Below are 23,342 nucleotides of genomic sequence, written 5' to 3' on the forward strand. Positions count from 1 at the left end.
TGGGGCACTCACAGGGGTAGGTTTTTTACATTAGGGAACTGATCGAAAAAGCTGGGTGTGAATTACTGTTCTTGCCCACCTATTCCCCTGACTTCAACCCCATCAAGCATTGGTGGCACAAAGAGAAGACGGCCATTAGGAAAGAGTTGCCTAAGTATGATTTTAATCTTGACAAGGTAGTCGATGCAGCCTGACAGGATCTGTAAATATAACAGCGCGCAGTGCTATAAAGGCCATCTGCCAATGTGCTGTCACTGAGCATCTTTCTGGAGAATTGCTGGGTAGATTTGCTCTGTTGCTCTGGCAAGCTGGTATCGGTCATCAATTTCTGCCCAGAGTAGATCGCTAATCACCGTATAGTAAACTGGATAGGATTTTGCTGCTGCTATCAGCCCATCAGTTTCATAATTCAGCTTGAGGCTCGTTTTAAATCCTACGGTGGCTTGGGCCAACATACTTTGAAACAAAGGCTGGGATATTTTGGAAATACCGACCAATTCACCGGCAATTTGACTCCCCAGTTCAGCCTTATTTTTAGACATCGCAACGATTGTCTCACCTGAGGTTTCCACATACACTTCATCGCCAGCATTGGTTTTACCAGATAGCAAGACGACATTGTCTTTAGGAAAGTTCAAGACTGCTGTCAAAGCAAGCTTTTCGTAAATCAGATCTGATTCCAACAATAGAAAATCACCCTCAATCAGCTCACGGGCACAATAGAGGGAATACATGGTACCTGATTCGGCATAGTGTGGGTTATGAACCGTCAATATCTGATCATTAAAACGTTGCTGGAGACGCTCATAAAAGTCAGATAAATGACCAGTGACAATGATGATGCGCTGGATACCGCAGGCAGTCAGGCGCTCTATGGATTCCTCAATAATGGGTTGCTCTCCCAACTGGAGAAATCCTTTAGGAGCCGATTGCCCTAGTTTCTGCAGTCTAATGCCCATGCCAGCAGCTAGAATAACAGCTGTTTCTACTTTCATTAGTGTTTATGGATCAAGACATTGAAACGATATTTGCTATTGTCGTAGCCTTGAAGGCACTGATCTTCAGTCGTTACTTCAACCGACTCAGTTGCTAGAACTTGTTGGAACCAGTCCTTGCTGTAGTATAAATGATCGAGTCCCCGATACCTCTGCTCATATTCCGCATCTCCGATGGCTGCTTTCCGGGCACTGATTGCTGCTTCCTGCTTAGACAGATCAGGAAGATCAAGAACGCCGATACTTTTCTGGGCGATTTGAACCATGCCCCGGAGTACTTCTGCTGCATACTCATAGGTTGGGAAATAATGGAAGACTCCCCCTGACACCACAACATCGAATTGACGGTCTCTTGGTAGATCAATTGCTTCTCCTAGGCTAATCGTGGCTTGGGGCATGGCCACTCGGGCAATTTTGACCAAGTTAGCTGAGTAGTCAATTCCCGCGACGGGGTTTCCTTGTTGGTAAAACGGATAGAGAAAAGCACCCGCACCACACCCAACTTCCAACAATGAATCCTTTGGGGTGATGTTGAGCCGAGCCGCGATATGCTTCCCATAAGCCATCCAGCCAGATTCTTGCACACCTGATGACCAGGGAGGATCGTAGCCATTTGCAACCAGCAAAGAAACTAAAGTTGGCTGCTCTGCGTGATCAGCCTGTCTGCGATTCCAGATGTCGTGCCAATTGTTCTGCAATGTCTAATCTTTAAATAGCTCTAAAACAATATGTATGTTACACCCTAATGTATTACTTTGTCTACAGTGAGCATCTCTATTCAGCAATTATGATTTGGGAAAAGATACAAATCATGTTCTATGGTGTTTGTAGAGAACATATTAAAATTTTTATATCAGATTTCTATAAATTATTCATATTGGATTATTTTCTTGACCAGTTTAAGCGATCGCCAACAGAACTGAATAACGTAATATTTATCCGTCACAGTTTACCATAAGTTGCAAAAACTGGATGACTGAGTATTTTTATATCTTCTTCACTTAATGAGGGATGCCATACATCGATAACTAAGACAACTCTTGATTTTTCCCCTTGATGCAATACTTCATGCTCGAAAGAATCGTCAAACGCCATAGCTTTACCTTGGTGCCAAAAGCGCCATTCATTTCCTACTCGTATTTTTGCACTTTCTGGTTCGGGTATGCGCACTCCTAAATGGTATCTCAATCTTAAGTTTGAAGAACCACTATGGGGCAATATATGACTATCAGAAACTAACTCGGAAAACAGCACAAAACCAAAGTTAATACAAAGGGGTAATTTTTCGAGTATTGAAAGTGTTTTTGGGCATAAATATGCTATAGCTTGTTTCTCTCGCCCAGTAGAAAAAATAAATATACCATTCCATTGACCTGACCCCATTAAGCTAACATGATCGGGATGTTCTTTCATATATTCATCTATTTTGTTGTACTCAGATATAATTATTTCGGCATTTTGTTCGAGGATTGAGGTAATTTCATCGTTATCATCAAACCACGGTTTACTGTTGAGGGATGTACAGTACCAAACACTAGGGTTCGGATGGTTGATACCATCTTCTTCCCTGTGGGAATAGTAAATAGTATTGATGTCGTAATTTTTGGCAATCGCATCTCGTTTTCGTTGGAATATGTGTGCGTTAAATATGTGAAAAATTCCGCGCCAACTGACTGCATATTTTAAGGGTAAGTCATACCAAAATAAGTTGTTTAAATTTTCGGATTCTACACCATTTAATAATCTAGCGATATCCCGAGAGTCTTGGATATATTTAATGTATTTTTTCATCGTTAATAGTTATGGTTAATTGTGTATAATATTATCGTTTATAATTCTACCCCCTTGAACAGTTAAGCGGATAATGATGTGATCTACAGCGGTTTGCACTTGCTGTTAGGTACTTTCGTTATCGGTTTTTAGGGAGCAGGGAGCAGGGAGCAGGGAGCAGGGAAGTCGGAAGTGGGAACAGGGAAGAGGGAAAAAAATCTTGTGTACCTGATAGTTATGCAAACCGCCGTAATTTCTGAGGCTAACTTTAAGTTGATCAATCCTGGAGGGGGATAAACTTTTGGAATGGGCATCTTGTTGTGGAACGGGCATCTTGTTGTGGAACGGGCATCTTGGTGGAACGGGCATCTTGCCCATTATCAATATTTTCGGGCAGGCAGGATGCCCACCCCACTCCTATTAATTGCTTAATTCAGCAACGCCCATAAAACCATATCTATGGTATACCTCAGTGTAATATTATGAGGACATAGAATATCATCGATAACACCGAAAATTGTAAAAACAAAGCCATGATTAAAGAATATGAAAACTATCAGGATACATCCAAAAACTACGACACCACTCGTATCCCAATCGGGGTTGAGATTTTATTAGGTTGCTTTGCGACTACCCCTCGTCCTTTGCCAGAGCAGGTGATCTTGGATGGTGGGTGTGGTACTGGAAACTATATCCAGGCGTTGAAGAGCAAAGTCAATAGCCTGTGGGGTCTAGAATTCAATGGGGGAATGTTGGCGCAAGCAACAGAAAAGTTCCGCAATCACCCCAATATTCACTTAGATCAAGGCAGTCTTATCGATCTTCCCTATGAGAATGAAACCTTTGATGGGATAATGTGTAACCAGGTTCTCCATCACTTGGGTTCCGACGACGCAGCTCAGGAAAATTTTCCTGAACTGAACCAGGTGTTTGAGCAAGCGTATCGAGTGCTGCGTCCCCAAGGCGTATTTGTGTGTAATACCAGCAGTCATCCACAGATTTATGATGGATTTTGGTGGGCTGATCTGATTCCAGACGCGGTATCAAGAATCGCTAAACGTATGCCACCCATAGCATGCATTACTCAGAAATTGGATCAAGCTGGCTTTTGCTTTGGGGGCATTGTTGTTCCAATTCATGCTGTTATGCAAGGTGACAATTACCTTGACCCAGAAGGCCCCCTCAAGCAAACCTATCGGAATGGTGATTCTACTTGGTCTTTGGCGAAGCAAGGGGAATTAGAACAAGCATTGGAGCGAGTTGGAAATATGAACAAGGATGGAAGCATCGTTCACTATCTTGAGCAACGGGAAAGTTTGCGCCAAAAATTGGGGCAAACTACCTTTGTTTATGCCTACAAGAAACAGAGTTGAGAGCCTCCATGTTTTAATTTCTAGAAGGACGTGAATTAACGACCTTTTAGAATCTCCAATGCTATGGGCTAAGGCGCAAGCTTCGCCAACAGCCCAGAGAGACATCAAATGCACACCTCATAGGCACAATACAGAATCTTGATCTTCTCTGCATAATCATGATTATTGGGAAGATAGGGTTGTGGTGGCGAAAGATAGGCTTGTTTTAAAATGCCTTCTGACTCCATCTGTTGCAAGGTAACGTCGAATTTTTTTTGAGAGTGGATATCCTCTCGGTTTGTAAACACCAGATATCCTCCCGGTTTTACTACTCGGCAAAACTCATACAACACATTTGACGTTTCCATATTAGTAAGCACAGCAGTGGAAATGATTCCATCAAATTCATTATCTTGAAATGGCAATGCTTGCTGTATATCTGCTTTATATAAAGCAGTATAAATATTTTTATCCCTAGCGAGGTCTAAAGATTTACCAGAAATATCAACTCCAATTATGGTTTGATAACCTTGTTCTCGAAGAGCTTGTCCAGCAAGTCCTGTTCCACATCCGAGATCCAAAATTTTGCCATCGGTAGCAACAAATTTTGCAATCAGTTCAGCAGCAACCTGATGACCAGCATACTGCCAATTCAAGACTTTATCCTCATATACTTGAGCTAAAGTATCATATTCCTTCTCAACCTCGCTGCTCTCAGTGTTCCATTTATTTGACCACTTTGCTAAGAATTGGGCTTGTTGATTATTAGTCATTAAGTCTTCTCTTTAATTTTAACTTTAATTACCTATATTTTAATTTCTACTATAGCATAGCATTAACTGTTTTTCTACAGAAAATAAAAACTAGTGAAAGTGATTAGTTTGAATCAAATGATTGAATAATATACTCTCTGGCATACCATAAATATTGAATACCAGAAACCCAGATCAATGATTGAGTTATAAGTATGAATAACACAGTCAGGTCAGAAAGACTCTCACTTGCAGGTCTTAATGTAGTTAATGTAATTACTGCAATAGTCGTGAAACACAATATTATAGAATTCCAACGATTTTCTAAAGGATCGGAATATCCAAAAATTCGACCTTCTAGTAGTATGTGTAAACCAATAACAATAAACAACCATTGACTTGAAAACCCATAAAGTTTATACCAATAAAGCCCTACCAACGGATAACCAATATATACGGCTTTTAATTTAGCAATAACATTTGCTTCAATCACAATATTATTTAAATTTAATATCTGTCTGGCAAATGTTGCTAAAAAGTCTCTTGTCAGAGCTAGAAAAACAAACCATATCGGGAGAATTCCCATCTCAATGCTAATGACATACAAAGCTAGGAAACCTATATAGTCTACAATCGGATCGAAATACTTACCGAAATCTGTTTTTAAGTCCTTTGTTCTAGCTAACCACCCATCAACAGCATCCAATAAAAATGCTATATAGAATAACACACCAATATACAGATAGTATTGAGGAGGAACAAGATACCATGAAACAAAAGCTATAAAAATTAAAAATAATCTAAATAAGGTAATGTGATTCGGTTTAATCACGATATCTATAACTCCTTGATTATTTCTTTGATAATCATTTTCCAGTCAACAGTTGTGGAATCTACAATATTCCACAAGCCAAATCTTTCAGGTCGTACTGAAGATAGTTTTTTCATTCTTTTATAAGTATTTGATTCTATAATAGTATCAAATCCTTGTTTTAATTCTAAGGTTATCTCTAATTTTCGACAATAATATAATAACTGCTCATATAAATCAGGTAATTTATAAATACATCTTATCTTCATGGCAACTAAAGCACCCATTAAAACTAATTTACCGTGTGACATGTCACTATCTGCTGCATATAACTTCTCAAATTCGTGTTCAGAACGGCTACACCAACTACTATCATTTTTCATTAATAAAGAAAATGAGTAAAGCTGTTTGATTATTTCGATTAATGAGTTTTCATTACGTTTCGTGTATTTGTTTATAAATCGTTCAATTTGATAAAAAGGTGTTTGATCAAATTCCTTGACTTTCTTATCAACTTTTAAGTCCTCCCACACATTCAATTTTGATAATAATTCACCCAGAGCACTAATCCAAAATTTATGTGGCATGTGCTTATTTAATAAGGGCAAACAAGCATAAACAGACTGAGGTGCTTTTGATGGATAACTCTGATTATATGACATTTCATCCGCCTTTAACGAACTAAAACTAGATGAAAATCCATCATTGGAAATAGAAGATAACAAAACAGTTAAATAAATTTTATCCCGTTGAGCACAAACTTTTACAAAATCTATGAGACTTCCCCCCCCAAAAACTAAAAAACGTTGACCACTGGTAGGAAACTTTAATTTCTCAATATTTGAATAAAATAAAGGATATTTTGGTACAATTATCGGTAGCTGATTTTTATTAAAATGCTCGTAAATGGGAGCAAAACAATTCATTGAATAGACAGTTGGACCTATAATACTACCGTCTATTTTTTCATTTATTAGAATTTTTTCTATGCATTTATCTATCGAATTTTTTGAAATATGTAATGTAGACTTCATAATAAGTTTGACTACTGTTTAACTAACCTTATATGTTTCAAATGTATTATTTCCTTTACCATAACCCCAAGAGGCGAAATAACACTTAACTTTTGAAGATTTACACAAATTCTCTATCCTATCATCAACTAAAACAGCCTGATTATAGTCTGAATGGTTATCTAAAAACTTTTCAATAAAATCTACTTTACCGCCATATTTTACAGAATGACTATAATCAAATACTTTTAGATCGGGTATTTTAATATTGAAATAGTTTTTTAAAATTAAAACATCATCCATATTTTTACGAGTTAGAATAAAATAATCTTTGGTGTTTTTTGGATTTGTCAGTGTTTTTCCATAATCTGTAAGACTATGTAACCCACACCACCAATTTAAATGATGATTTTGATAAAAATTTCTAATTTTTTTGAATTGTTTACTATAACTATCTACTTCTTTTTGATTTACATCTTTACGAATTTTGTGAAAGTCTTTTATAGTTTGATTTTCTAAGGCTTTAAATAAACAATATTCATCTGCATCTGAGTAAATAAGATGACAATTATTTTTATATAATTCTTTATGTTGATTATCATGAAGAGGTTTGTCGATACCATGATATGCAAGTACGCCAATGTGATACCATTCTTCAAGAGAATCTACGATTACCCCATCAAAATCTAAAAAAATAGCTTCCATTTTTTACTGCGAAAAAGACCTCTCCAAAACTATAAAAAATATGTGTGTAGCTCCAAAAATTAGGAGCTAGCATTTTAAATTTATATTCCCTGTTAATTCTTAAACAAGCCATGAAAACAATCCAGCAGACGGTCTAGATCACTCGGTTGGATATCGCCCATATTAGCTATCCGGAAAATCTGGTTTTTGAGTCCCCCCTGCCCCGCATAAATCACAAAACCGGATTCTTTGAGCGTGTCATGGATTTGGTCATAGCTGTAGCCTGGGGGCAATTTGAAAGAAGTCAGGACACAGCTATAATCCTGCACATCCAAGAGCGGTTTGATCTCGAGATTTTGCAGACTTTGCAAAATCTGCTGAGCACGCTCAGTGTAAGAGCTGTTTCTAGCCGACTGTCCCCCCATGTCCTCCATTTCCTTGAGAGCCTCCTGGAGCCCATAAGCCACCTGTACTGCTTGGGTAAAGGGCGAATAGCCCCTTGCCTGCTCTTGATGATAGCGATAGAGATCTAAGTAAACGGTCCCAGCGGCAGAGGGGCGAGTTTCGAAAATGGATCGCTTTACCAACACAAAGGATAGACCAGGCACACCATGCAAGCATTTATTGGCCGTTGCAGCACAGGCTTCTAAATTCCAAGGGGCAAACTCAATGGCCTCAGCCCCAAAACTGGAAACACTATCAAGTAGCAGTGCGACATTGTAGCGCTGACATAGTTGACCCAACTGAGCCACATCATTGAGCCGTCCAGTGGTGGTTTCGTGATGAACGGCAATCACATGGGTAATGGCTGAATCCTGGCTCAGGCAGGTTTCAACCTCTTTCAGGTTCATTGGCTCGTGCCAGGGAGCCTTGATCACCTCCAGGGACTTACCGTGAGCCTTGATCATTGCTGCCATGCGTTCACCATAGACCCCATTTGTTACCACTAAAGCCTTGCCATCCTGAGGCACAAGGGTTGATAGCATTGCCTCTACGGCACAAGTGCCGGAACCGGTAAGTAAAATCGCTTCATAGTCCTCAGCGGCTGCGGGATACACCTTGGCTAGGCGGGCTTTGATATCTAGGGTCAGCTCAGCAAACTCAGGTTCACGATGGCACAGGTCTGGCTGGAGTAAGGCACGGCGCACCCGCTCGCTTAGGGTAACAGGGCCAGGGTTGAGTAAGATGGTCCGGTTCATGTTGATGTAAAGCTTAGAGTTTGGCTGGATTGAGATCGAATCAAGGTGTGATTACGGCGATTTGATAAACTGCCGTAAACGTTGAGCAACTTCTAGGGGGGTAATGTGGGGCCGAGGTAATTTTTCAGGAATACCAGGCTTAATCTTGGCGTGAATGAACATTAATTCCTCGGATGGGTCTTGGGTCAAAGCTTTCACCTCTTCAGGGGTTGTGGCTACAGCAACTTGTTTGTAACCACAGGCTTTTGCGATCGCACCAAAATCAATGGAGGCCGACACCGTGGACTGTCCCCCTGTGGATTCATGGCGCTGATTGTCTAGGAGAATATGCCGCAAGTTGGGCGGACGTTCATAGCCAACGGTGGCTAACGCTCCTAGGCGCATCAAAGCGGCACCATCGCCATCGACCACAATCACCCGACGGTGGGGCTGAGCCAGGGCCATGCCCAGGCCGAGACTGGAGATACATCCCATGGAACCAACCATGTAAAGTTGATTAGCTTGGTCCTGAATGGCATACAATTCCCGACCGGTGTAGCCCGTAGTGGCCAACAGAATGTCTTCAGGCCCAGTTGCAGCTTGGATGGCTTGCAGCATGTCACGACGGGTGAAGGAGGGGTTCTGTGGAAGGGGGAGAGCCTCAGCAGGGGTGATCGAGAGGGGCTTGACGGTTAATTGAGAGCTTAACTGGCAAGATTCTACCGAACCCTTTTGCATCACCAGGGCATAGGGCGTCTGATGCTCCTGCATATGGGCAACTGCCCGGTCTAGAGTCGGCTCAACCTGGTCTATTTCCGTGGGAAAAGGTTCCCATGGCACCTGGATTAGATCTAGCAATTGGGGAGTAATGGCTCCCATCAGCTGGTGCTGGGGTTCGTCCGGTGCCCCACCGGGTTGTCCTCGCCAGGTCACAATCACCAAGATGGGAATTTTAAAGGTTTGATTCAGAGAAGTGAGGGGATTGACAGCGTTACCAAACCCCGAATTCTGAAACATGACCACACTGGGCACTCCAGCCAACTCGGCACCGGAGGCGATCGCCACGGCATCCCCTTCATTGGCAGCCCCCACATAGCGGAGATGATCAGAGTCAATCACAGTGTTAATAAAAGATTTGAGGTAGGAGCAGGGCACCCCTGTGTATAACCCAAACCCCTTTGCCTGAGCCGCTCGGATAAAGTCTTCGGATTTGATCATCTAGAAACTTCCAGCCTTGAACAGATCTTCGACTTGATCGATATCGAGCCAATGCCCTTTGATATAAAGCACATGTACCCGATGGCCATGGCTGATCAACCCATTAATCAGAGTTGGCATTCGTCCCTGTTGCCGCACCTGCTCTGACTGGAGCAGAGTATTAAGGGTATCCCGTAATTTCTGCTGCCCCTGTTGGGACACTTTCAGCAATCCGGTCCATATGCCACAGATTTCGCCCTCGGGCAGGTCAGGGGTGATTTGCTGTAGATAAACATGTTGATAAAATGCCTGAGTCGAGTCGGGTAGAGAACAGGCAACGTAATCGGGTCGGATCTGCTCGGCTTGGCGGTGCTGACTCGAATCTATAATGACCACAAAGTCATGATCAACCCCTGACAGCATTTGCAGAATGTACTTCTTGAACAGAACATCACCGTAGCCAATGATCCAATCCTGTCCATCCTGGGGCAACTCCTGCAAGCCTCGACTCAGGGAAACGAGTTCACCTGTGGTGTCATAGTCGTCGTTATCTACATAATCGAGGCCAGGTAAGTTGACAACTTCCTTTTTGTAGCCACGCACCACAGTGATGTCTTGAATACCGACATTGTGGTGCTCTTCCACAATCCGTGATAGCAGGGGTTGACCGTGCAGATCTACCATGCACTTGGGTTTATCTTTAGTGAACTCACCCAATTCAATCCCGCGCGAGGCGGCTAGCAGAATCGTGCGGATCCCAGCAGCAGCGTTCTGGGGTAAATAGCGCTGCTCCGCTTCCAGGTGTTCGGCAACCCCTTGAAGCCGGAAGATCTCAGACACAGGGACGATCTCGTCTTCAACATTCAGCAGGTTCTGCTCTAGCATTAACCTCTGAGCCACCTTTTGGGTCATGGTAACGGAAGCTCGGAGCAGGTGATTCGCCCAAATGGCGATAGAGAAGCCAGCATCCCTAAAGACTTCAGTCGGTGTTGCGTAGTACTTGGTCGGTACAATCACCACTGGCGAGCGATCGCCCCACTCCCGTTTGAAGGCCAACACTTCATCAGGCACATGCAAGGAGCTGTGGATCAAAATGCCATCCGCTCCGGCATCGTAATAGGCTTGGGCTCGCCTTAATGCTTCTGAGAGCCCCCAACCGGCAATAAACGCTTCTACCCGGGCAATCAGGACAAAGTCATCATCACTTTGGGCATCTTTAGCGGCCTTGATTTTGCCGCAGAACTCGTCCATGTCAGCCAGGGGCTGAGCTGTGCCCTTAATAAAGCTATTGGTTTTGGGGAAGAGTTTGTCCTCAATACAGACACCAGCGACACCACGCTGCTCTAATTTTTTGACCAAGCGTTGCACATTGTTAAAATTTCCGTAGCCCGTATCCCCATCCAGCAGAATTGGGATAGAAGTGGCATCGGACATGAACTCAACTACTTCCAAGACTTGAGTCCAACTTGCTTCGTTGTTATCACGCACACCCAACTGGGCAGAAATGCTGAGGCCACTGCCCCAAATGCCCTGAAAGCCTGCCTCTTCAGCAATCTTAGCGCTGATTCCATCATGGGCCTCTATCAGAAACTCTAACTGATTAGAGTTCAGCAGTGTTCTAAGTTGTGTTGTTTTTCTAGGTTGTGTTGTTTTTCTAGCTTGCGTTGCTTTTCTAGGTTCTGTCGTTTTTCTAAATTGTGCTGTTGTTTTCATGTGGCATCCTAAAATTGCAACAATGTTTAACCAAAGCGGTCTAGGGGATAGGCAAGATTTTCATCTTTGTTAAGGATCTCAATCGATCATGAGCCACTCAAAACACAGTTAACTCAGGATTAGCTCTCTAATCCCTGATGCTGCTGTCGGCTCATAGCCTTTCAGCACTACTTGACTAGCAGTGTTTAGAGACATGACAAGCTTACCTAGCTCCCAGCCCTTCCATGGTGGGGAAGAAATCAGGGGAGTTAGGGAAACCAGTGCAAAGGCTCAATAGCCTTATCTAACGACGTTTAACGAACCTTTAAACTAAATTTAAAATAATTTTAACCTTTTTTGTGCTCAATGAATATCGCTTCGGATCGTGATCAGGTCCTAGTGCGACATTCAAACGATGATTCCAAATCCTGCAAACCTTTAAAACGTCTTGCCCGTATCCTCTTTTGAGATACCTCTCGGCCTGGTTGGGTCCATAAATCTTAAAATTGTAGAATTGAAACTCTCGCAAAGGAAAGATCTCATCGAGATCTGGATACTGAGGATGTCCCCCTTCAGAGGGCAATCTCCTTTGGTCATAGATATAAATTTCAATCCCGTCAGTTATTTTGTAAAGATTTTTTTCGATCTTTCTAAAGTAGAAACCATGATCATTGAGGAGAGTTTCTAAAGTAAATAATTTCTGGAAATCTGCCTCTGTCATCTCAATATCAATGTCATCATCCCAGGGAATGACTCCTTCGTGTCGCAGAGCACCGATTAAAGTTCCTGAAATAGCCCAGTAAGGGATATGATGCTGTCTAAGGAGGGAATCAAGGAACTGGAAATCTTGGCGCAATTGCCAATGTATTGGTTTTAATTTCTCAGCCAAAGCAACCACCATGTCTGCGATTGTCCCTGTCATTTTTGACTCAATGCCCTTCTCGATGGCATAGTTGTAATCCGCGATCGCTTCAGCAAGTCCTTCTTGTTTTGTCAGCGCCTCGTGGGGTTGCGCTGATAACACATCTGACTCTAGCGCAAGGGCTTGCTGATACATGGTGGCTGCTTGTATCACTTGACGGGCACAGCGATCAATTTCTTCTAATCCCTGGGATGATATCTGAGCAGACAACAATAGGTACCACAGCTGCTCGTGAAATTCCTCGCAGTCCGGTTTAATCTTAATCGCTTTCAGGTAACAGGCAATTGATTCGACCCACTCACCTTGTTGGCAGTAGAGTTCTCCCAATTCTAAATAAAGTTGAGGATTATCTGGTTGTAGCTCAATGTTTTTCTGGGTGTTGGCGATTGCCTGTACTAGATCATCTGGTGAATTTCTTGACACTCCCCCTCCTATAACAACGCAGGGCTGTTTCATTGTCAATTTTTCGGTTCGCTAAAGCTCCCGAGTGGCAGCGGTTTCGCCCCTGTTTTTATATTATTAAAAATAGTATAAAAAAACGGCGATTTGCTTGACATTAACGGGCTTTGAGCCCCTCACCCAGGAATTTTAGCATCGAGCAATGTTACAGCCCTGCTATAACAAAGGGGATTCTTACTTGGCCGTAGGCCACGCTAAGCGAACAACGAGCTGTCTTGCCTATTCAGGTCTGAACCAGAAAAGGTAGAGGACAATTATCTATAAGCGTATTGGATCAGCGGATCCAGGTTTCGGTGTGCCGGAAACTAAACCATAGAATAGTGGAGCCTTAATCAAAAAGGTTAAAAATTTTTACACAAGCGCCGACTAACTATAAAGGCTCCACTATTTTTACGGTAACTTCTAACCCCACCGTACCTAAAATAGTTAACAAGTTTAAGTTAACAAGTTTAAGTTAACAAATTTAGATGAACATTTTTTTGATCAAAGACTTTCATAGATGTCCAAATCGTTAGACTTGATTGTGCAACATGATTATCTCAAAACATGTTTTTTACACTGTCTAATTATTCAATATCATGTTTATTTAGAACATTAATTATTCCTTTATATTAACACGGTGCTACCAAACTGTCAATACAAAGATGCTCCTTTGGAGCCTTCAGTTGCGAACAAAAAAAAAGCCCTCCTGTAAGGACGGGGCTTTAGACCCAAATTTTTTGGTAATCACTAATTAGGATTTTTTAGTGCATCGGTGCGGACAAACACGCTAGTAGTCTGCTTACCGCGCCTTACTTTTATTTCTAGAACCTTATTTACTCCACTATTTTCCACAAGGCGCTGTAGTTGTGTGGCATTAGTAACAGATGTTCCATCAATTTGAACAATTATGTCCCCACGACGCATACCAGCATCAGCAGCTGGTGTATCCGGCATTACTTGAATTACCAAGACACCATTGATTTCTGGTAATAGTAAAACAGAGTTGGGATCATTGTTGTTCTCTTGTGCTAGTTCCGGGGTTAGGGTTGTCATCCGAACACCGATATATGGATGGACAACTTTTTGCCCTTGGGCTAGTTTGTTGGAAATCTCTTTGACTTTGTTGATGGGAATAGCAAAACCAATTCCCATGGCATTAGCCCGAATAGCAGTGTTGATGCCAATAACTTCCCCTGTAGCATTCAACAACGGACCACCAGAGTTTCCAGGATTAATAGCAGCATCGGTTTGTATAAAGTCCAGTCGCTTGTCGGGAATACCTGCCTGAGCGCTGGAGCGTCCTATGGTGCTGACAATTCCCAAAGTCACTGTATTATCTAGCCCTAGGGGGTTACCAACAGCAATAGCCCAATCTCCAACCTGAACTTGACTCGAATCCCCTAGAGAGACAATCGGTAAGGAAGTACCGTTAATTTTGACAACAGCTAAGTCAGTGAATTCATCAACACCCTTGACTTGACCATTAAACTTGCGCCCATCCTTGAGGGTAACGGTTACTTTATCTGCACCTTCCACAACATGGGCATTAGTCAGTAGGATGCCACTGTTGTCAATGATAAAGCCAGAGCCTTGACCTTGTAAACGTCTTTCTTGGGGAATTTGGGCTGAAAAGTCATCACCGAAAAAGCGCCGGAAGAAGGGGTCATCAAACAAGGGATCGACGCGCCTGGAAACTGTGCGCTCGGTGTCAATACGCACCACTGCTGCTCCAACCCGATTCACCGCTGCTGTTACAAAACTGCTATTACTAGCTTGCTGTGGACTTAGCAGTTGTTGGGCGATCAGTGGCGGAGTTACTGAGTCTGTGCTGGGTACAGGAGCAGCCTTGGAGGGAGATACACGATAAACGCCAACTGTCAATAAGACTCCAAGTAAAATAGCCAAGAGATAGTTACTAATTGAGCGAAGCCAAATCGAAAATTTAGTTGATGACATAGTATTATCGTATTCTTCTGGTTAATTTTGGGGAATACTATTGCTAAGCCAATCCCACGACCTAAAACCCATGGGATTTACTTGGCTTTGGCTAGTGGTTAGTAGTCAGTTGTTGCTGACCCTTAGTGTTAACCCCTAACTCAAGTTTACCTTCCCTGATATTCCTCCCACCCAGAGCCAGGAGTGGGTTTCGAGGCAGATTTGTAGGATTGTGGATTAGTTGCTACAAGCATCTAATCGCTATTTTGAGAGTTATTACTATGACGTTAGTAGTACCTGGGCGAGTTCCAGACGGTGCGACCCTAGGAGGCGCGCACCGAGAGTGAGAGAGGTTGACCTCAAGGGGTGATCAGCCCTTGAGACCCGAAGAAGTTAAGCTTAATAATTATCAATAATGATATACCCAGGAAGTTGGTTAACCTTGGACTAATAAAACTAATAAAACCGCTATGATCTCGAAAGATAGAGAATATGCCCTGACTCAAGAACTGAATCACAACCATAGTGAACATACCCATGGTCACGTCCATGATGAAGAATCTCTGAGGCGAATTATCAATCGCCTGTCTCGAATCGAGGGGCATATTCGAGGGATTAAGACTATGGTGCAAGAAAGTCGCCCCTGTCCTGATGTTTTGGTACAGATTGCTGCAGTTCGAGGGGCTTTGGATAAAGTGGCACGAATTATCCTAGATGAACATTTAAGCGAGTGTATCGGTCGTGCCGCTGAGCAGGGCAACATTGAGGTAGAAATTGAGGAGTTGAAAGCCGCTTTAGATCAATTTTTACGTTAGGAGTCAGAGGCTTTATGCTGTTCTACAAACTGACGTAGCCTCAGCAAACTTAAGGTTTGACCCCAATTCAAGGGTAACAAAGACACCCCTTCTAGGCGAGATTGTACCCAACCATCTCCCCAATACCATTCATGATAACCATCAATTCCCTGGCTCAAGAGCAGTCTTAAACAGTTCGGCTGAACAAGCTCAACTTTGTGTTGTACTGCTACTGGCCCGATGGAAGAAGTAAAGGTCAATCCTAAATCTAGCTGTTCGGGTAACTCGGAAGATAAATTCTCCGGCCACAACCACTGGTGCAGTTGCGCGGTATAGAGCAGACTATCCCGGATCACATTTTGTGGTGCTTCGACTTCAATCCTCAGATGACTTTTTTGAAAGATTCCTAGCATTTTGGTTAGATCGTCCTTACTCGTAGGAAATATTTGTAATTATTGTGAATGAACCAATGGGATAAATCCCGTCTGTTGTTTTAATGCCTCGGCTAAAAGGAGAGGGCAAGCAAGGGACTCGATACTTTCTCAATACTTTGTAAAATAAACATTAATTATATTAAGAAGTGTAAGAGTTTTCTATGGCTGACCAGTTAATTCGCGCCACAGCAGCTTCAGGGGGTATTCGCGCAGTTGGTGTGATTACTACACGCCTGACGGAAGAAGCTAGACAACGTCACCAACTCTCTTATGTGGCAACGGCTGCCCTAGGTCGTACCATGTCTGCAGGTCTTCTGCTGGCTTCTAGTATGAAGCGAGCAGAGTCGAGGGTCAATATTCGGATCAATGGCAATGGTCCACTGGGTGGAATTATGGTGGATGCAGGATTAGATGGTAAAGTTCGAGGTTATGTAGACAACCCAGAGGTGGAACTGCCACCAAATAAGAAGGGCAAATTAGATGTGGGTGGTGCTGTTGGTAAGGATGGTTTCCTATACGTGGTTAGGGATGTGGGTTATGGCTATCCCTATTCGAGTACAGTAGAGTTGGTTTCTGGTGAAATAGGTGATGACATCGCTCACTATCTGCTAAATTCGGAACAAACCCCATCAGCGCTGGTGGTTGGTGTATTCGTAGGTGCTCAAGGGGTCACTGCGGCTGGGGGTATTTTAATCCAAGTTATGCCTAAGGCAGCAACGGATGAGGCATTAGTTCAAACTTTGGAATCTCGCATTACCAAACTATCAGGTTTTACACCACTGCTCCAAGCTAACCAGACCTTACCAGAGATTTTTGAACAGTTGCTGGGGGATATGGAGCTAGAGATTTTTCCAGAAACCCAGATGCTGCATTTTAACTGTGGTTGCTCCTTTGACCGGATGTTGGGGGCTCTGAAAATGCTGGGAAAAGAGGAACTTCAGGATATGATAGAAAAAGACGGTGGCGCTGAGGCAACTTGTCATTTTTGCTCAGAGGTCTATCATGCCAATCCCGATCAACTATCTCAATTGATAAAAGAATTGTAAACTCAGTAGCTACTGGACTTCCTACTGTAACTGGAAGATTAGAATCCTGACTTGTAAAGGATTGCAAGAAATATGGATCAGCATATAAACTCAACCAGAATTATAAGAACACTACTATAAGATAGGGTGTAGACTCTATATGTGTAAGGTGGGTAAAATCTCAACAACTGAGGTTGCTGTAAACAACCTGCTGTCTTCCGGTGTAGGGAGTGTGGAAGTGAATTATGACCAGAAATAGAGAATTTCCAGACCGTTGGCCAACCTCAAATGGTTCAAGTTCAGGTAAGTTTAATGGCTGGCAACCTAACCAGAGCCAGCCGGTTACTCAACCGAACGTAAACTATCCTGACCGAGGAAACCCATCGACACAGCCCCCCCAGCAATCAGAAAAATTTGGGGTTGGTCAACCAGTAGCTAACTCTCGATTAAACACAGCACAAACTACCGGTAGACAAGCTCCCTCAGGAAAAACGACTGGAGTAAAAAACCTCTTGCCTCGCAGTTGGCAGTTTTGGTCAGCTTTAGTTGTGTTGCTTTTCGGTAGTGCTGGATTTGCTTCAGCAATGATGTTGTTAAGGTTGCCAGCTGTACCAAACTGCCGTGCTGTGTTTTGGCCAACGGCTTCAGCATCGATGCGCCTATCTTGTGCTCAGGTGGCAGCAAATCAGCAAACTGTCCCCCAGTTGCTAAAAGCGATCGCATTAGTGGATGCCCTGCCCGAAGATCACCCGTTACGCCCACAAGTTAACCAACATATCGAAGAGTGGTCACAGGTAATCCTAGAGATTGGGGAAGCTAAGTTTCAAGCTGGTCAGCTCAGTGAAGCTCTTAAGATTGCTAAACGTATTCCTTCAAAATCCGTAGCTGGCGCGATAGTAGAAAAGCGGGTAAAACGTTGGCAGAAAATCTGGTCGAGGGCAGAGGGAGTTTATGAGCAAGCGGAAAAACAGTTGAGGTTATCAAACTGGAACTTAGCATTTCGCGAAGCAGTACGATTGACCTATGTGGACAATGACTACTGGGCTACGGCTAAGTATAACCAGCTAACGGATAAGATTAAGATGGGACGGGAAGACTCGGCTAAGCTGGATAAGGCTTATGAGCTGAGTAGAAGTGGCAATATAGAGAAGATCCTGGCAGCTATTGAAAAAGCTAAGGAAATCACAGAGCAAAGTTATGCTTACAAAGAAGCTCAGGATTTAATTAAAGACTCTGGCAACAAGCTGGTGGAGATTGCTCAGAACAAGCTAGAGCAAGGTAAGTGGTCCGAAGTTCTTGACATTGCCTATAAACTTCCCGAAACGATTAAAGTACCTGAACTCAAATCGGATTTAATTGACCTAGCTCATGCCCTATCTCGTGCTGAGTCTGGTACAACCTGGGATTTAGAAGAAGCGATCGCATCTGCCCAAAAGCTGGGATCAGAACGTCCCCTATATAAGAAAGGGCAGCAATTAATTAGCCGTTGGCAACGAGAAGTAGAAGATGTGGCGCGACTTGAGCGAGCCAGAACCTATGCTACCTCGGGTTTACCTAGTGACTTAAGACTGGCAGTAGCTGAAGTGGAACAGATCCCTCGTGGTAATCCCCGCTATGAGGAAGCACGGGGCGAAATTCGAGATTGGACTCGTCAAATTCAGCTGATCGAAGACAGGCCATTCCTGGAACGGGCAGCACAACTGGCTAGTTATGGCAGCATTGATTCTTTGCAAGCTGCTGTTCAAGAAGCCCGTAAAATTTCCCGAGGTCGTAGTCTTTACCAGGAAGCTCAAAGTAAAATTAATCAGTGGTCTAGAAGTATCCAGCAGCAAGAAGACCAACCTTATTTAGACCAAGCACGCACTCTGGCAATCCGGGGTGATCTATATGCAGCCGTGGCAACTGCCCAACAAATTAAGGCAGGTCGGGCTCTGTACAATGAAGCCCAAAGCAAAGTCAGAAGCTGGAAGTTAGAACTAGAGGGTCAGCAGCGTTTACGGGAAGCTTACCAAATTGCTGAGGCTGGAACTCCACAAGCCCTAAGAAAAGCGATTCGAGTAGCTAGGCAAGTGCCAACCTCAACCAAATCCCGTAGCGAGGCGAGAACAGTAGTCAATCGCTGGAGTTACAAAATCCTATCCATAGCCAGAAGTCGTTCTGCCTATAACCTGTCTGAATCCATTGCGATCGCAAACATAGTTCCGTCTGGTACTCGCCCTTACCAGGAAGCCCAACGGCAAATTCAATCATGGCGCAAGATTTTAGCCCCACCTCCCCCACCTCCTGTGCCCGTAAGACGACCAAGACCGGTTCCGCCTCCATCTCCCCCACAAGTGGTGATCCCGAAACCAGCTCCCTCCCCACCATCAGTGGTAAAACCATCATCAGTGGTCAAACCGCCATCACCGGTTCGCTCCTTCCCAATTGTGGTTCCACCACCGGAAGTGACCTCACCATCGGGTATCGTCAAACCACCGACTCAGTTAGAGCCGCCCAGGTTTAATCCCCCCGCTGGTAGGAAGATTGAGTTGATTGATGCTGACTCTTAAGAGTTTCCGAGGGTAGTACAACCGGCTAGGAGCAAACCTGTGGAAATTGAACAAAAATGAGCGACGCATTCCCCCACCACGAGAACGCAGGTGGGGGTCAAGGAGCGGCAAATTGTGATATAATTGAATTATCTTGAGTGGTACGGCAAAGGGCAGAACGAGATTCTGAGCAAACTGGAGGCACGACCTCTCACGATAGGGAAATTAAACCTGTTTTTCCTCGCTCTGTCGGTTTATAAACGTCAGACTCTAGGTGAAAGTTTCTAAGCATAAGCCCCACAGCGGAAGCGATGCAGAGGTGCGACCCGTGGCGAATTTAATTCGCCTACGGAAAGCGCACCATTACGGTCTTGGGGAGGCAGCGCGGTCTTGGGGGTTCCCCCCATGAGCGACTGCCGTGGTTTCCCCCACTCGCTATTGCATCAAGACAACGACTTGGGGGAATAGTCCAGCAAAAGTCCTGGCAACAGGCGCGAGAATGCCGCCTGTCGCGAGGGATAAAACCTTGTAATTAAGACGGATACCCACACCATGAAAACTCAGGTGGGGGAAGCATTCAGAATTAAAAATTCTTAATATTAAATGGAGTGAATTCCATTTAATATAGAAGACTTTAACTTGTCATCAACCATCAAGTCCCGTCTTGACCAGTTCATTCATGCTCCCCAAACTGAATTCACCCTCATTCTGCTAATTCTACTTTCGGTAGTTCTAGTGGTTGTTGAAGCAAGTCTAGAGGGTGCAGGTTTCATATATGGACTGGTCTATGTAAGCGAAGAGCTACTGACGGGCATATTTATCGTAGAACTAACAATCCGCTACCTAGTGGCAAGAAACAAACGTCGGTTCTTGCGTCACTACTGGCTGGATATTGTTGCTGTGCTGCCTTTGTTCCGGGCATTCCGCTTATTGCGAGTTTTACGGATGTTAAGGCTGCTCAGAGTCGGAATTTTGGTAAACCGTAACCTCAACCGTATCTCTTCCTCACTGGCTGCCAGTATTAGTGCTCAGATTGGAGTTTTTCTGATTATCGGCTTAATTATATTAGTCGGTGCTTTAGGGATGTATTTGCTGGAGGGAGGACAAAATGAGTCATTTGCTTCCCTAAGAGACTCATTATGGTGGAGTTTTTTTACCCTAATCTCAGGAGAACCCATTGGTGGTGAACCCCAGACTGATGCTGGGCGTCTGATTACCCTCATGGTAGTCATTGGCGGGTTAACCATGTTTGCCGTCTTCACTGGTGTAGTGTCAGCAGTGATGGTGCAACGACTTAGAACAGTCATGGAGGTGAAATACTTGGAACTGGATGAACTGCGCAATCACATTGTTATCTGCGGCTGGAACCGAGGTGGTCACCTACTCATTGAGGAACTCCAGGCAGACTCTGAGCTCAAGCACTATCCAATGGTGGTTGTGGCAGAGTTTACCGACACACCAGAGTGGGAACTCAAGGGAGTTAACCGTTCCCAAATATATTTCTATATTGGTGATTACACTACTATTGATGTCCTCGAAAGTGTGGGGATCTATCATGCCTCACGGGCAATCCTCCTTGCTGATTCTACCCGTCCTCGAAGTGACCAAGACCGGGATGCACGGACAGTCCTAGCTGCCTTGACCATTGAAAAACTCCAACCCGGAATCTACACTTGTGCTCAACTCCTTGACCGGAAAAACAATGTCCAACTGCGAGTAGCGGGAGTTGAAGATGTTATTGTTGTTGATGAACTAGCCAGTCACTTAATCGCTACCTCAGCTCGGAACCTAGGGGCTGTAGATGTGCTGGCAGAGTTGCTAACTGTGCAAGTGGGAAACCAATTCTACAAAATTGTTTTACCACAGAGGTGGGTTGACATTTCGTTTTGGGAAGCTGCTCGGCGGTTGAAAGAGGAGTTTGATACAACGTTGATCGCAATAGAGCGCCATAGCAATGGAAATCGGGAAACCCTAATTAATCCCCCCAAAGATCAAACACTACTGTCTGGCGATCACTTAGTGATTATTGCTCGTAGTTTGCCGAAAATTGGGGTTCCAGTCCGGTGAAGTCTCAACTTGTCGGCAGGTTTTTATGGTGCGATCGCAAGTTCATATCCCCCTTCAGTTTACCATGATTCCGACGTTTTAAACCCACATTCCGCTTGTCTTTATCTAGATACCCTATCTGGGCAGTTACAATTTTTTAAAACTTACTTCCCTGGCACTTCAAAATTAAACCTCCTCTCCGTAATTGGTACAGGGCTATTTCATTCTAGATGGTAAGATAAGATGCTTTGGCACAACAGGGAGCATGTCACAAATGCCGAACATTTGTACTAAATCTTATGCCCCCTCATGGGTTTAAGCTTGCTGTGATGGTACATAGTTCATTTGTTCTGCAACGCAAGACCTGCTCCCGGCACAAGGGCACAAGAGAATCAACATCAATGGGTCAAATTGCTATTTTAGAAGCCTTTTCTGATTTACCAGATGCTCGATTAGGGCAGCGGATGTTGACACGAGCGTGGCTATATGTCTGGCTATCTTTACCCTAGCAGTAGCTGCAGGGAATAAAAGATTTTTAGCGTACGCTGATTGGATTGAAACAATCGTGAGGAGTTGAGCCAATTGTTTCAAGTCAACCGACTGCCATCATACAGCACAATCCGCCGAGTGTTACTGAAGATGGTAACTAATGATTATTCAGCTTCGCTCGCTTGCTTTTTCGAGTACACTCCGGAAGCGGGAGAGTCAAGCTAGAAAAGAAGCTGACCTCAAGCAGCAAGAACAAGAAAATCCAACAGCATCAGCAGTCGGCTCAAAAGCTACTGTTGCAGTTAGGGCAACAGGACTTCGCCTGTGCTGCTGATGCCTTCAGGGCAGGGGAAAAGTTGAATCAACAGTTGCGTTATCATGCGCTTGTCTCAGCTCGAAGTCGTGCCACATCCTTACTACCACAAACCGGGACGACCGCGAATAGGACAACCTCCAGACGGCTATCACTATCGTCTCCAAGGGACTTTGAAAGTTAAACAAGAGGTGGTTGCCCTGGCTCGAAGAAGGGCGGGACGGTTCGTTCTTGCCACCAATGTCTTGGAGTCGAAACAACTTAGCCCAGAGGAGATCCTCTGTGAGTACAAAGGGCAACAATGCACTGAGAGGGGTTTCCGTTTTCTCAAAGACCCGATGTTCGTATGCCTACAGTGTCTTTCTCAAAACTCCTAAACGGGTAGCCGCCAACGCACATGGTGATGGGTCTGTGTTTGTTGGTTTATACTCTGGCTCACAGAGCCTTACGCCAAGCTCTCAGCAGAACCAAACAAACCATTGACAATCAATTAGGTAAGCCGACGGCTACCCCAACAATGCGTTGGGTGTTTCAGTGTTTTCAGTCGATTCACATAGGTCTTGTTGATGGAGTTCAACAGATTATCAACTTAACCCAAGAGCATCAAGGGATTCTACAGTTTCTCGGTGCTCCCTGCCAAAAATATTATTTGTTGATCTGACCCACCTGCGGAATGTGGGGTACATTAGTCCTATTGATTGCGATATTTTAGCTGGCTTTGAGCAAAAGAAACAGAAGTCGTTGCGTTCCCGTAGCGTCGGCAAAGCCGCATCGCAATTAACAGCTGATTCGTAACGTAAATCTCAAAAAGTCTGAAAGCCTTGGTATGATTGTCTTTTGGTTATTAAATAGTTCAGTTTTGCTATTGTAGCGCAAGCCTTATCCTACAAGGTTTAGTGCGAATTTACGAATCAGCTAGTCTTTATCGGTTATCATTATAGATACCGATAAACTTCGCCAAAAGTTAAATA

The 23,342-nt window shown here is 43.8% G+C and carries 20 protein-coding genes and 2 pseudogenes; 8 read left to right on the forward strand and 14 right to left on the reverse strand.

Going from position 1 to position 23,342, the window contains the following annotated elements; translation table 11 throughout:
- Positions 1-29: 29 nt before the first annotated feature.
- Positions 30-194: pseudogene (locus F6K64_RS01355) on the forward strand (transposase); the annotation flags it as partial.
- 57 nt (positions 195-251) lie between these two features.
- On the opposite strand, the gene F6K64_RS01360 reads toward F6K64_RS01355, so the two are convergent.
- The 4 genes from F6K64_RS01360 to F6K64_RS01375 all read right to left on the reverse strand — a co-directional run bounded on the left by F6K64_RS01360 (position 252) and on the right by F6K64_RS01375 (position 3,098).
- Positions 252-995, reverse strand: a complete 744-nt coding sequence (locus F6K64_RS01360) for a phosphocholine cytidylyltransferase family protein (protein ID WP_008191531.1) — start codon at positions 993-995, stop codon at positions 252-254.
- Complete coding sequence (locus F6K64_RS01365; protein ID WP_008191533.1) at positions 995-1,693, reverse strand: class I SAM-dependent methyltransferase; 699 nt, start codon at positions 1,691-1,693, stop codon at positions 995-997. The genes F6K64_RS01360 and F6K64_RS01365 overlap by 1 nt, the downstream gene beginning before the upstream one ends.
- Before the next feature lie 244 nt (positions 1,694-1,937).
- Positions 1,938-2,786 carry an aspartyl/asparaginyl beta-hydroxylase domain-containing protein gene (locus tag F6K64_RS01370; protein WP_008191534.1) on the reverse strand — a complete coding sequence of 283 codons (849 nt, stop codon included), beginning with the start codon at positions 2,784-2,786 and terminating at the stop codon, positions 1,938-1,940.
- 105 nt (positions 2,787-2,891) lie between these two features.
- Positions 2,892-3,098 (reverse strand): hypothetical protein, encoded by a 207-nt coding sequence (locus F6K64_RS01375; protein ID WP_287264708.1) that lies wholly within the window; start codon positions 3,096-3,098, stop codon positions 2,892-2,894.
- Positions 3,099-3,298: 200 nt separating this feature from the next.
- Here F6K64_RS01375 and F6K64_RS01380 point away from each other — a divergent pair, with 200 nt between their 5' ends.
- Complete coding sequence (locus F6K64_RS01380) at positions 3,299-4,138, forward strand: class I SAM-dependent methyltransferase (RefSeq protein WP_008191536.1); 840 nt, start codon at positions 3,299-3,301, stop codon at positions 4,136-4,138.
- A 104-nt stretch (positions 4,139-4,242) separates the two neighbouring features.
- Here F6K64_RS01380 and F6K64_RS01385 read toward each other — a convergent pair whose 3' ends face one another.
- From F6K64_RS01385 to F6K64_RS01425, 9 genes are all read right to left on the reverse strand, one after another.
- Positions 4,243-4,890 carry a class I SAM-dependent DNA methyltransferase gene (locus tag F6K64_RS01385; RefSeq protein WP_008191538.1) on the reverse strand — a complete coding sequence of 216 codons (648 nt, stop codon included), beginning with the start codon at positions 4,888-4,890 and terminating at the stop codon, positions 4,243-4,245.
- A 103-nt stretch (positions 4,891-4,993) separates the two neighbouring features.
- Positions 4,994-5,701, reverse strand: a complete 708-nt coding sequence (locus F6K64_RS01390; protein ID WP_008191540.1) for a CDP-alcohol phosphatidyltransferase family protein — start codon at positions 5,699-5,701, stop codon at positions 4,994-4,996.
- Positions 5,702-5,706: 5 nt separating this feature from the next.
- A complete protein-coding gene (locus F6K64_RS01395) occupies positions 5,707-6,714 on the reverse strand; it encodes an iron-containing alcohol dehydrogenase (RefSeq protein WP_287257363.1) in 1,008 nt (335 codons plus the stop codon).
- 18 nt (positions 6,715-6,732) lie between these two features.
- Positions 6,733-7,398 (reverse strand): HAD family hydrolase, encoded by a 666-nt coding sequence (locus tag F6K64_RS01400; RefSeq protein WP_287248139.1) that lies wholly within the window; start codon positions 7,396-7,398, stop codon positions 6,733-6,735.
- 92 nt (positions 7,399-7,490) lie between these two features.
- Positions 7,491-8,576 carry a 2-aminoethylphosphonate aminotransferase gene (locus F6K64_RS01405; protein WP_071104512.1) on the reverse strand — a complete coding sequence of 362 codons (1,086 nt, stop codon included), beginning with the start codon at positions 8,574-8,576 and terminating at the stop codon, positions 7,491-7,493.
- A 51-nt stretch (positions 8,577-8,627) separates the two neighbouring features.
- Positions 8,628-9,773, reverse strand: coding sequence for a phosphonopyruvate decarboxylase (gene aepY, locus F6K64_RS01410; protein ID WP_287248135.1), 1,146 nt, complete (start codon positions 9,771-9,773; stop codon positions 8,628-8,630).
- Entirely contained in the window at positions 9,774-11,465 is a 1,692-nt protein-coding gene (gene aepX, locus F6K64_RS01415) for a phosphoenolpyruvate mutase (protein ID WP_287248133.1), read from the reverse strand.
- Positions 11,466-11,769: 304 nt separating this feature from the next.
- Complete coding sequence (locus F6K64_RS01420; RefSeq protein ID WP_287248132.1) at positions 11,770-12,789, reverse strand: LicD family protein; 1,020 nt, start codon at positions 12,787-12,789, stop codon at positions 11,770-11,772.
- 765 nt (positions 12,790-13,554) lie between these two features.
- A complete protein-coding gene (locus tag F6K64_RS01425) occupies positions 13,555-14,763 on the reverse strand; it encodes an HhoA/HhoB/HtrA family serine endopeptidase (protein ID WP_287248130.1) in 1,209 nt (402 codons plus the stop codon).
- 449 nt (positions 14,764-15,212) lie between these two features.
- Between F6K64_RS01425 and F6K64_RS01430 the strand changes: the two genes are divergently transcribed.
- A complete protein-coding gene (locus F6K64_RS01430; RefSeq protein WP_008177474.1) occupies positions 15,213-15,557 on the forward strand; it encodes a metal-sensing transcriptional repressor in 345 nt (114 codons plus the stop codon).
- On the opposite strand, the gene F6K64_RS01435 is transcribed toward F6K64_RS01430, so the two are convergent.
- A complete protein-coding gene (locus F6K64_RS01435) occupies positions 15,554-15,949 on the reverse strand; it encodes a hypothetical protein (protein ID WP_287248127.1) in 396 nt (131 codons plus the stop codon). The two genes, F6K64_RS01430 and F6K64_RS01435, sit on opposite strands and share 4 nt — an antisense overlap.
- 182 nt (positions 15,950-16,131) lie before the next feature.
- Here F6K64_RS01435 and hslO point away from each other — a divergent pair, with 182 nt between their 5' ends.
- From hslO to F6K64_RS38715, 5 genes and pseudogenes are all read left to right on the forward strand, one after another.
- On the forward strand, positions 16,132-17,016 hold the full coding sequence (hslO, locus tag F6K64_RS01440) for an Hsp33 family molecular chaperone HslO (RefSeq protein WP_287248125.1): 885 nt from the start codon (positions 16,132-16,134) through the stop codon (positions 17,014-17,016).
- Positions 17,017-17,240: 224 nt separating this feature from the next.
- Positions 17,241-19,544, forward strand: a complete 2,304-nt coding sequence (locus F6K64_RS01445) for an AAA family ATPase (RefSeq protein WP_008177481.1) — start codon at positions 17,241-17,243, stop codon at positions 19,542-19,544.
- Positions 19,545-19,797: 253 nt separating this feature from the next.
- Complete coding sequence (locus tag F6K64_RS01450) at positions 19,798-19,932, forward strand: hypothetical protein (protein ID WP_267871959.1); 135 nt, start codon at positions 19,798-19,800, stop codon at positions 19,930-19,932.
- Between the two features lie 230 nt (positions 19,933-20,162).
- Positions 20,163-21,590 carry an ion transporter gene (locus F6K64_RS01455; RefSeq protein ID WP_071104503.1) on the forward strand — a complete coding sequence of 476 codons (1,428 nt, stop codon included), beginning with the start codon at positions 20,163-20,165 and terminating at the stop codon, positions 21,588-21,590.
- Between the two features lie 679 nt (positions 21,591-22,269).
- Positions 22,270-23,032 (forward strand): annotated as a pseudogene (locus F6K64_RS38715) (IS1634 family transposase); the annotation flags it as partial.
- Positions 23,033-23,342: the final 310 nt, after the last annotated feature.

The sequence above is a fragment of the Moorena sp. SIO3A2 genome (assembly GCF_010672265.1).
In the GTDB taxonomy this organism is placed as follows: Bacteria; Cyanobacteriota; Cyanobacteriia; order Cyanobacteriales; family Coleofasciculaceae; genus Moorena; species Moorena producens.

Coding starts and splice junctions, on each gene's coding strand:
- F6K64_RS01360 (WP_008191531.1), bottom strand. CDS start 995: ATGAAAGTAGAAACAGCTGTTATTCTAGCTGCTGGCATGGGCATTAGA.
- F6K64_RS01370 (WP_008191534.1), bottom strand. CDS start 2,786: ATGAAAAAATACATTAAATATATCCAAGACTCTCGGGATATCGCTAGA.
- F6K64_RS01375 (WP_287264708.1), bottom strand. CDS start 3,098: ATGCCCGTTCCACAACAAGATGCCCATTCCAAAAGTTTATCCCCCTCC.
- F6K64_RS01380 (WP_008191536.1), top strand. CDS start 3,299: ATGATTAAAGAATATGAAAACTATCAGGATACATCCAAAAACTACGAC.
- F6K64_RS01385 (WP_008191538.1), bottom strand. CDS start 4,890: ATGACTAATAATCAACAAGCCCAATTCTTAGCAAAGTGGTCAAATAAA.
- F6K64_RS01395 (WP_287257363.1), bottom strand. CDS start 6,714: ATGAAGTCTACATTACATATTTCAAAAAATTCGATAGATAAATGCATA.
- F6K64_RS01400 (WP_287248139.1), bottom strand. CDS start 7,398: ATGGAAGCTATTTTTTTAGATTTTGATGGGGTAATCGTAGATTCTCTT.
- F6K64_RS01405 (WP_071104512.1), bottom strand. CDS start 8,576: ATGAACCGGACCATCTTACTCAACCCTGGCCCTGTTACCCTAAGCGAG.
- aepY (WP_287248135.1), bottom strand. CDS start 9,773: ATGATCAAATCCGAAGACTTTATCCGAGCGGCTCAGGCAAAGGGGTTT.
- aepX (WP_287248133.1), bottom strand. CDS start 11,465: ATGAAAACAACAGCACAATTTAGAAAAACGACAGAACCTAGAAAAGCA.
- F6K64_RS01425 (WP_287248130.1), bottom strand. CDS start 14,763: ATGTCATCAACTAAATTTTCGATTTGGCTTCGCTCAATTAGTAACTAT.
- F6K64_RS01430 (WP_008177474.1), top strand. CDS start 15,213: ATGATCTCGAAAGATAGAGAATATGCCCTGACTCAAGAACTGAATCAC.
- F6K64_RS01435 (WP_287248127.1), bottom strand. CDS start 15,949: ATGCTAGGAATCTTTCAAAAAAGTCATCTGAGGATTGAAGTCGAAGCA.
- hslO (WP_287248125.1), top strand. CDS start 16,132: ATGGCTGACCAGTTAATTCGCGCCACAGCAGCTTCAGGGGGTATTCGC.
- F6K64_RS01445 (WP_008177481.1), top strand. CDS start 17,241: ATGACCAGAAATAGAGAATTTCCAGACCGTTGGCCAACCTCAAATGGT.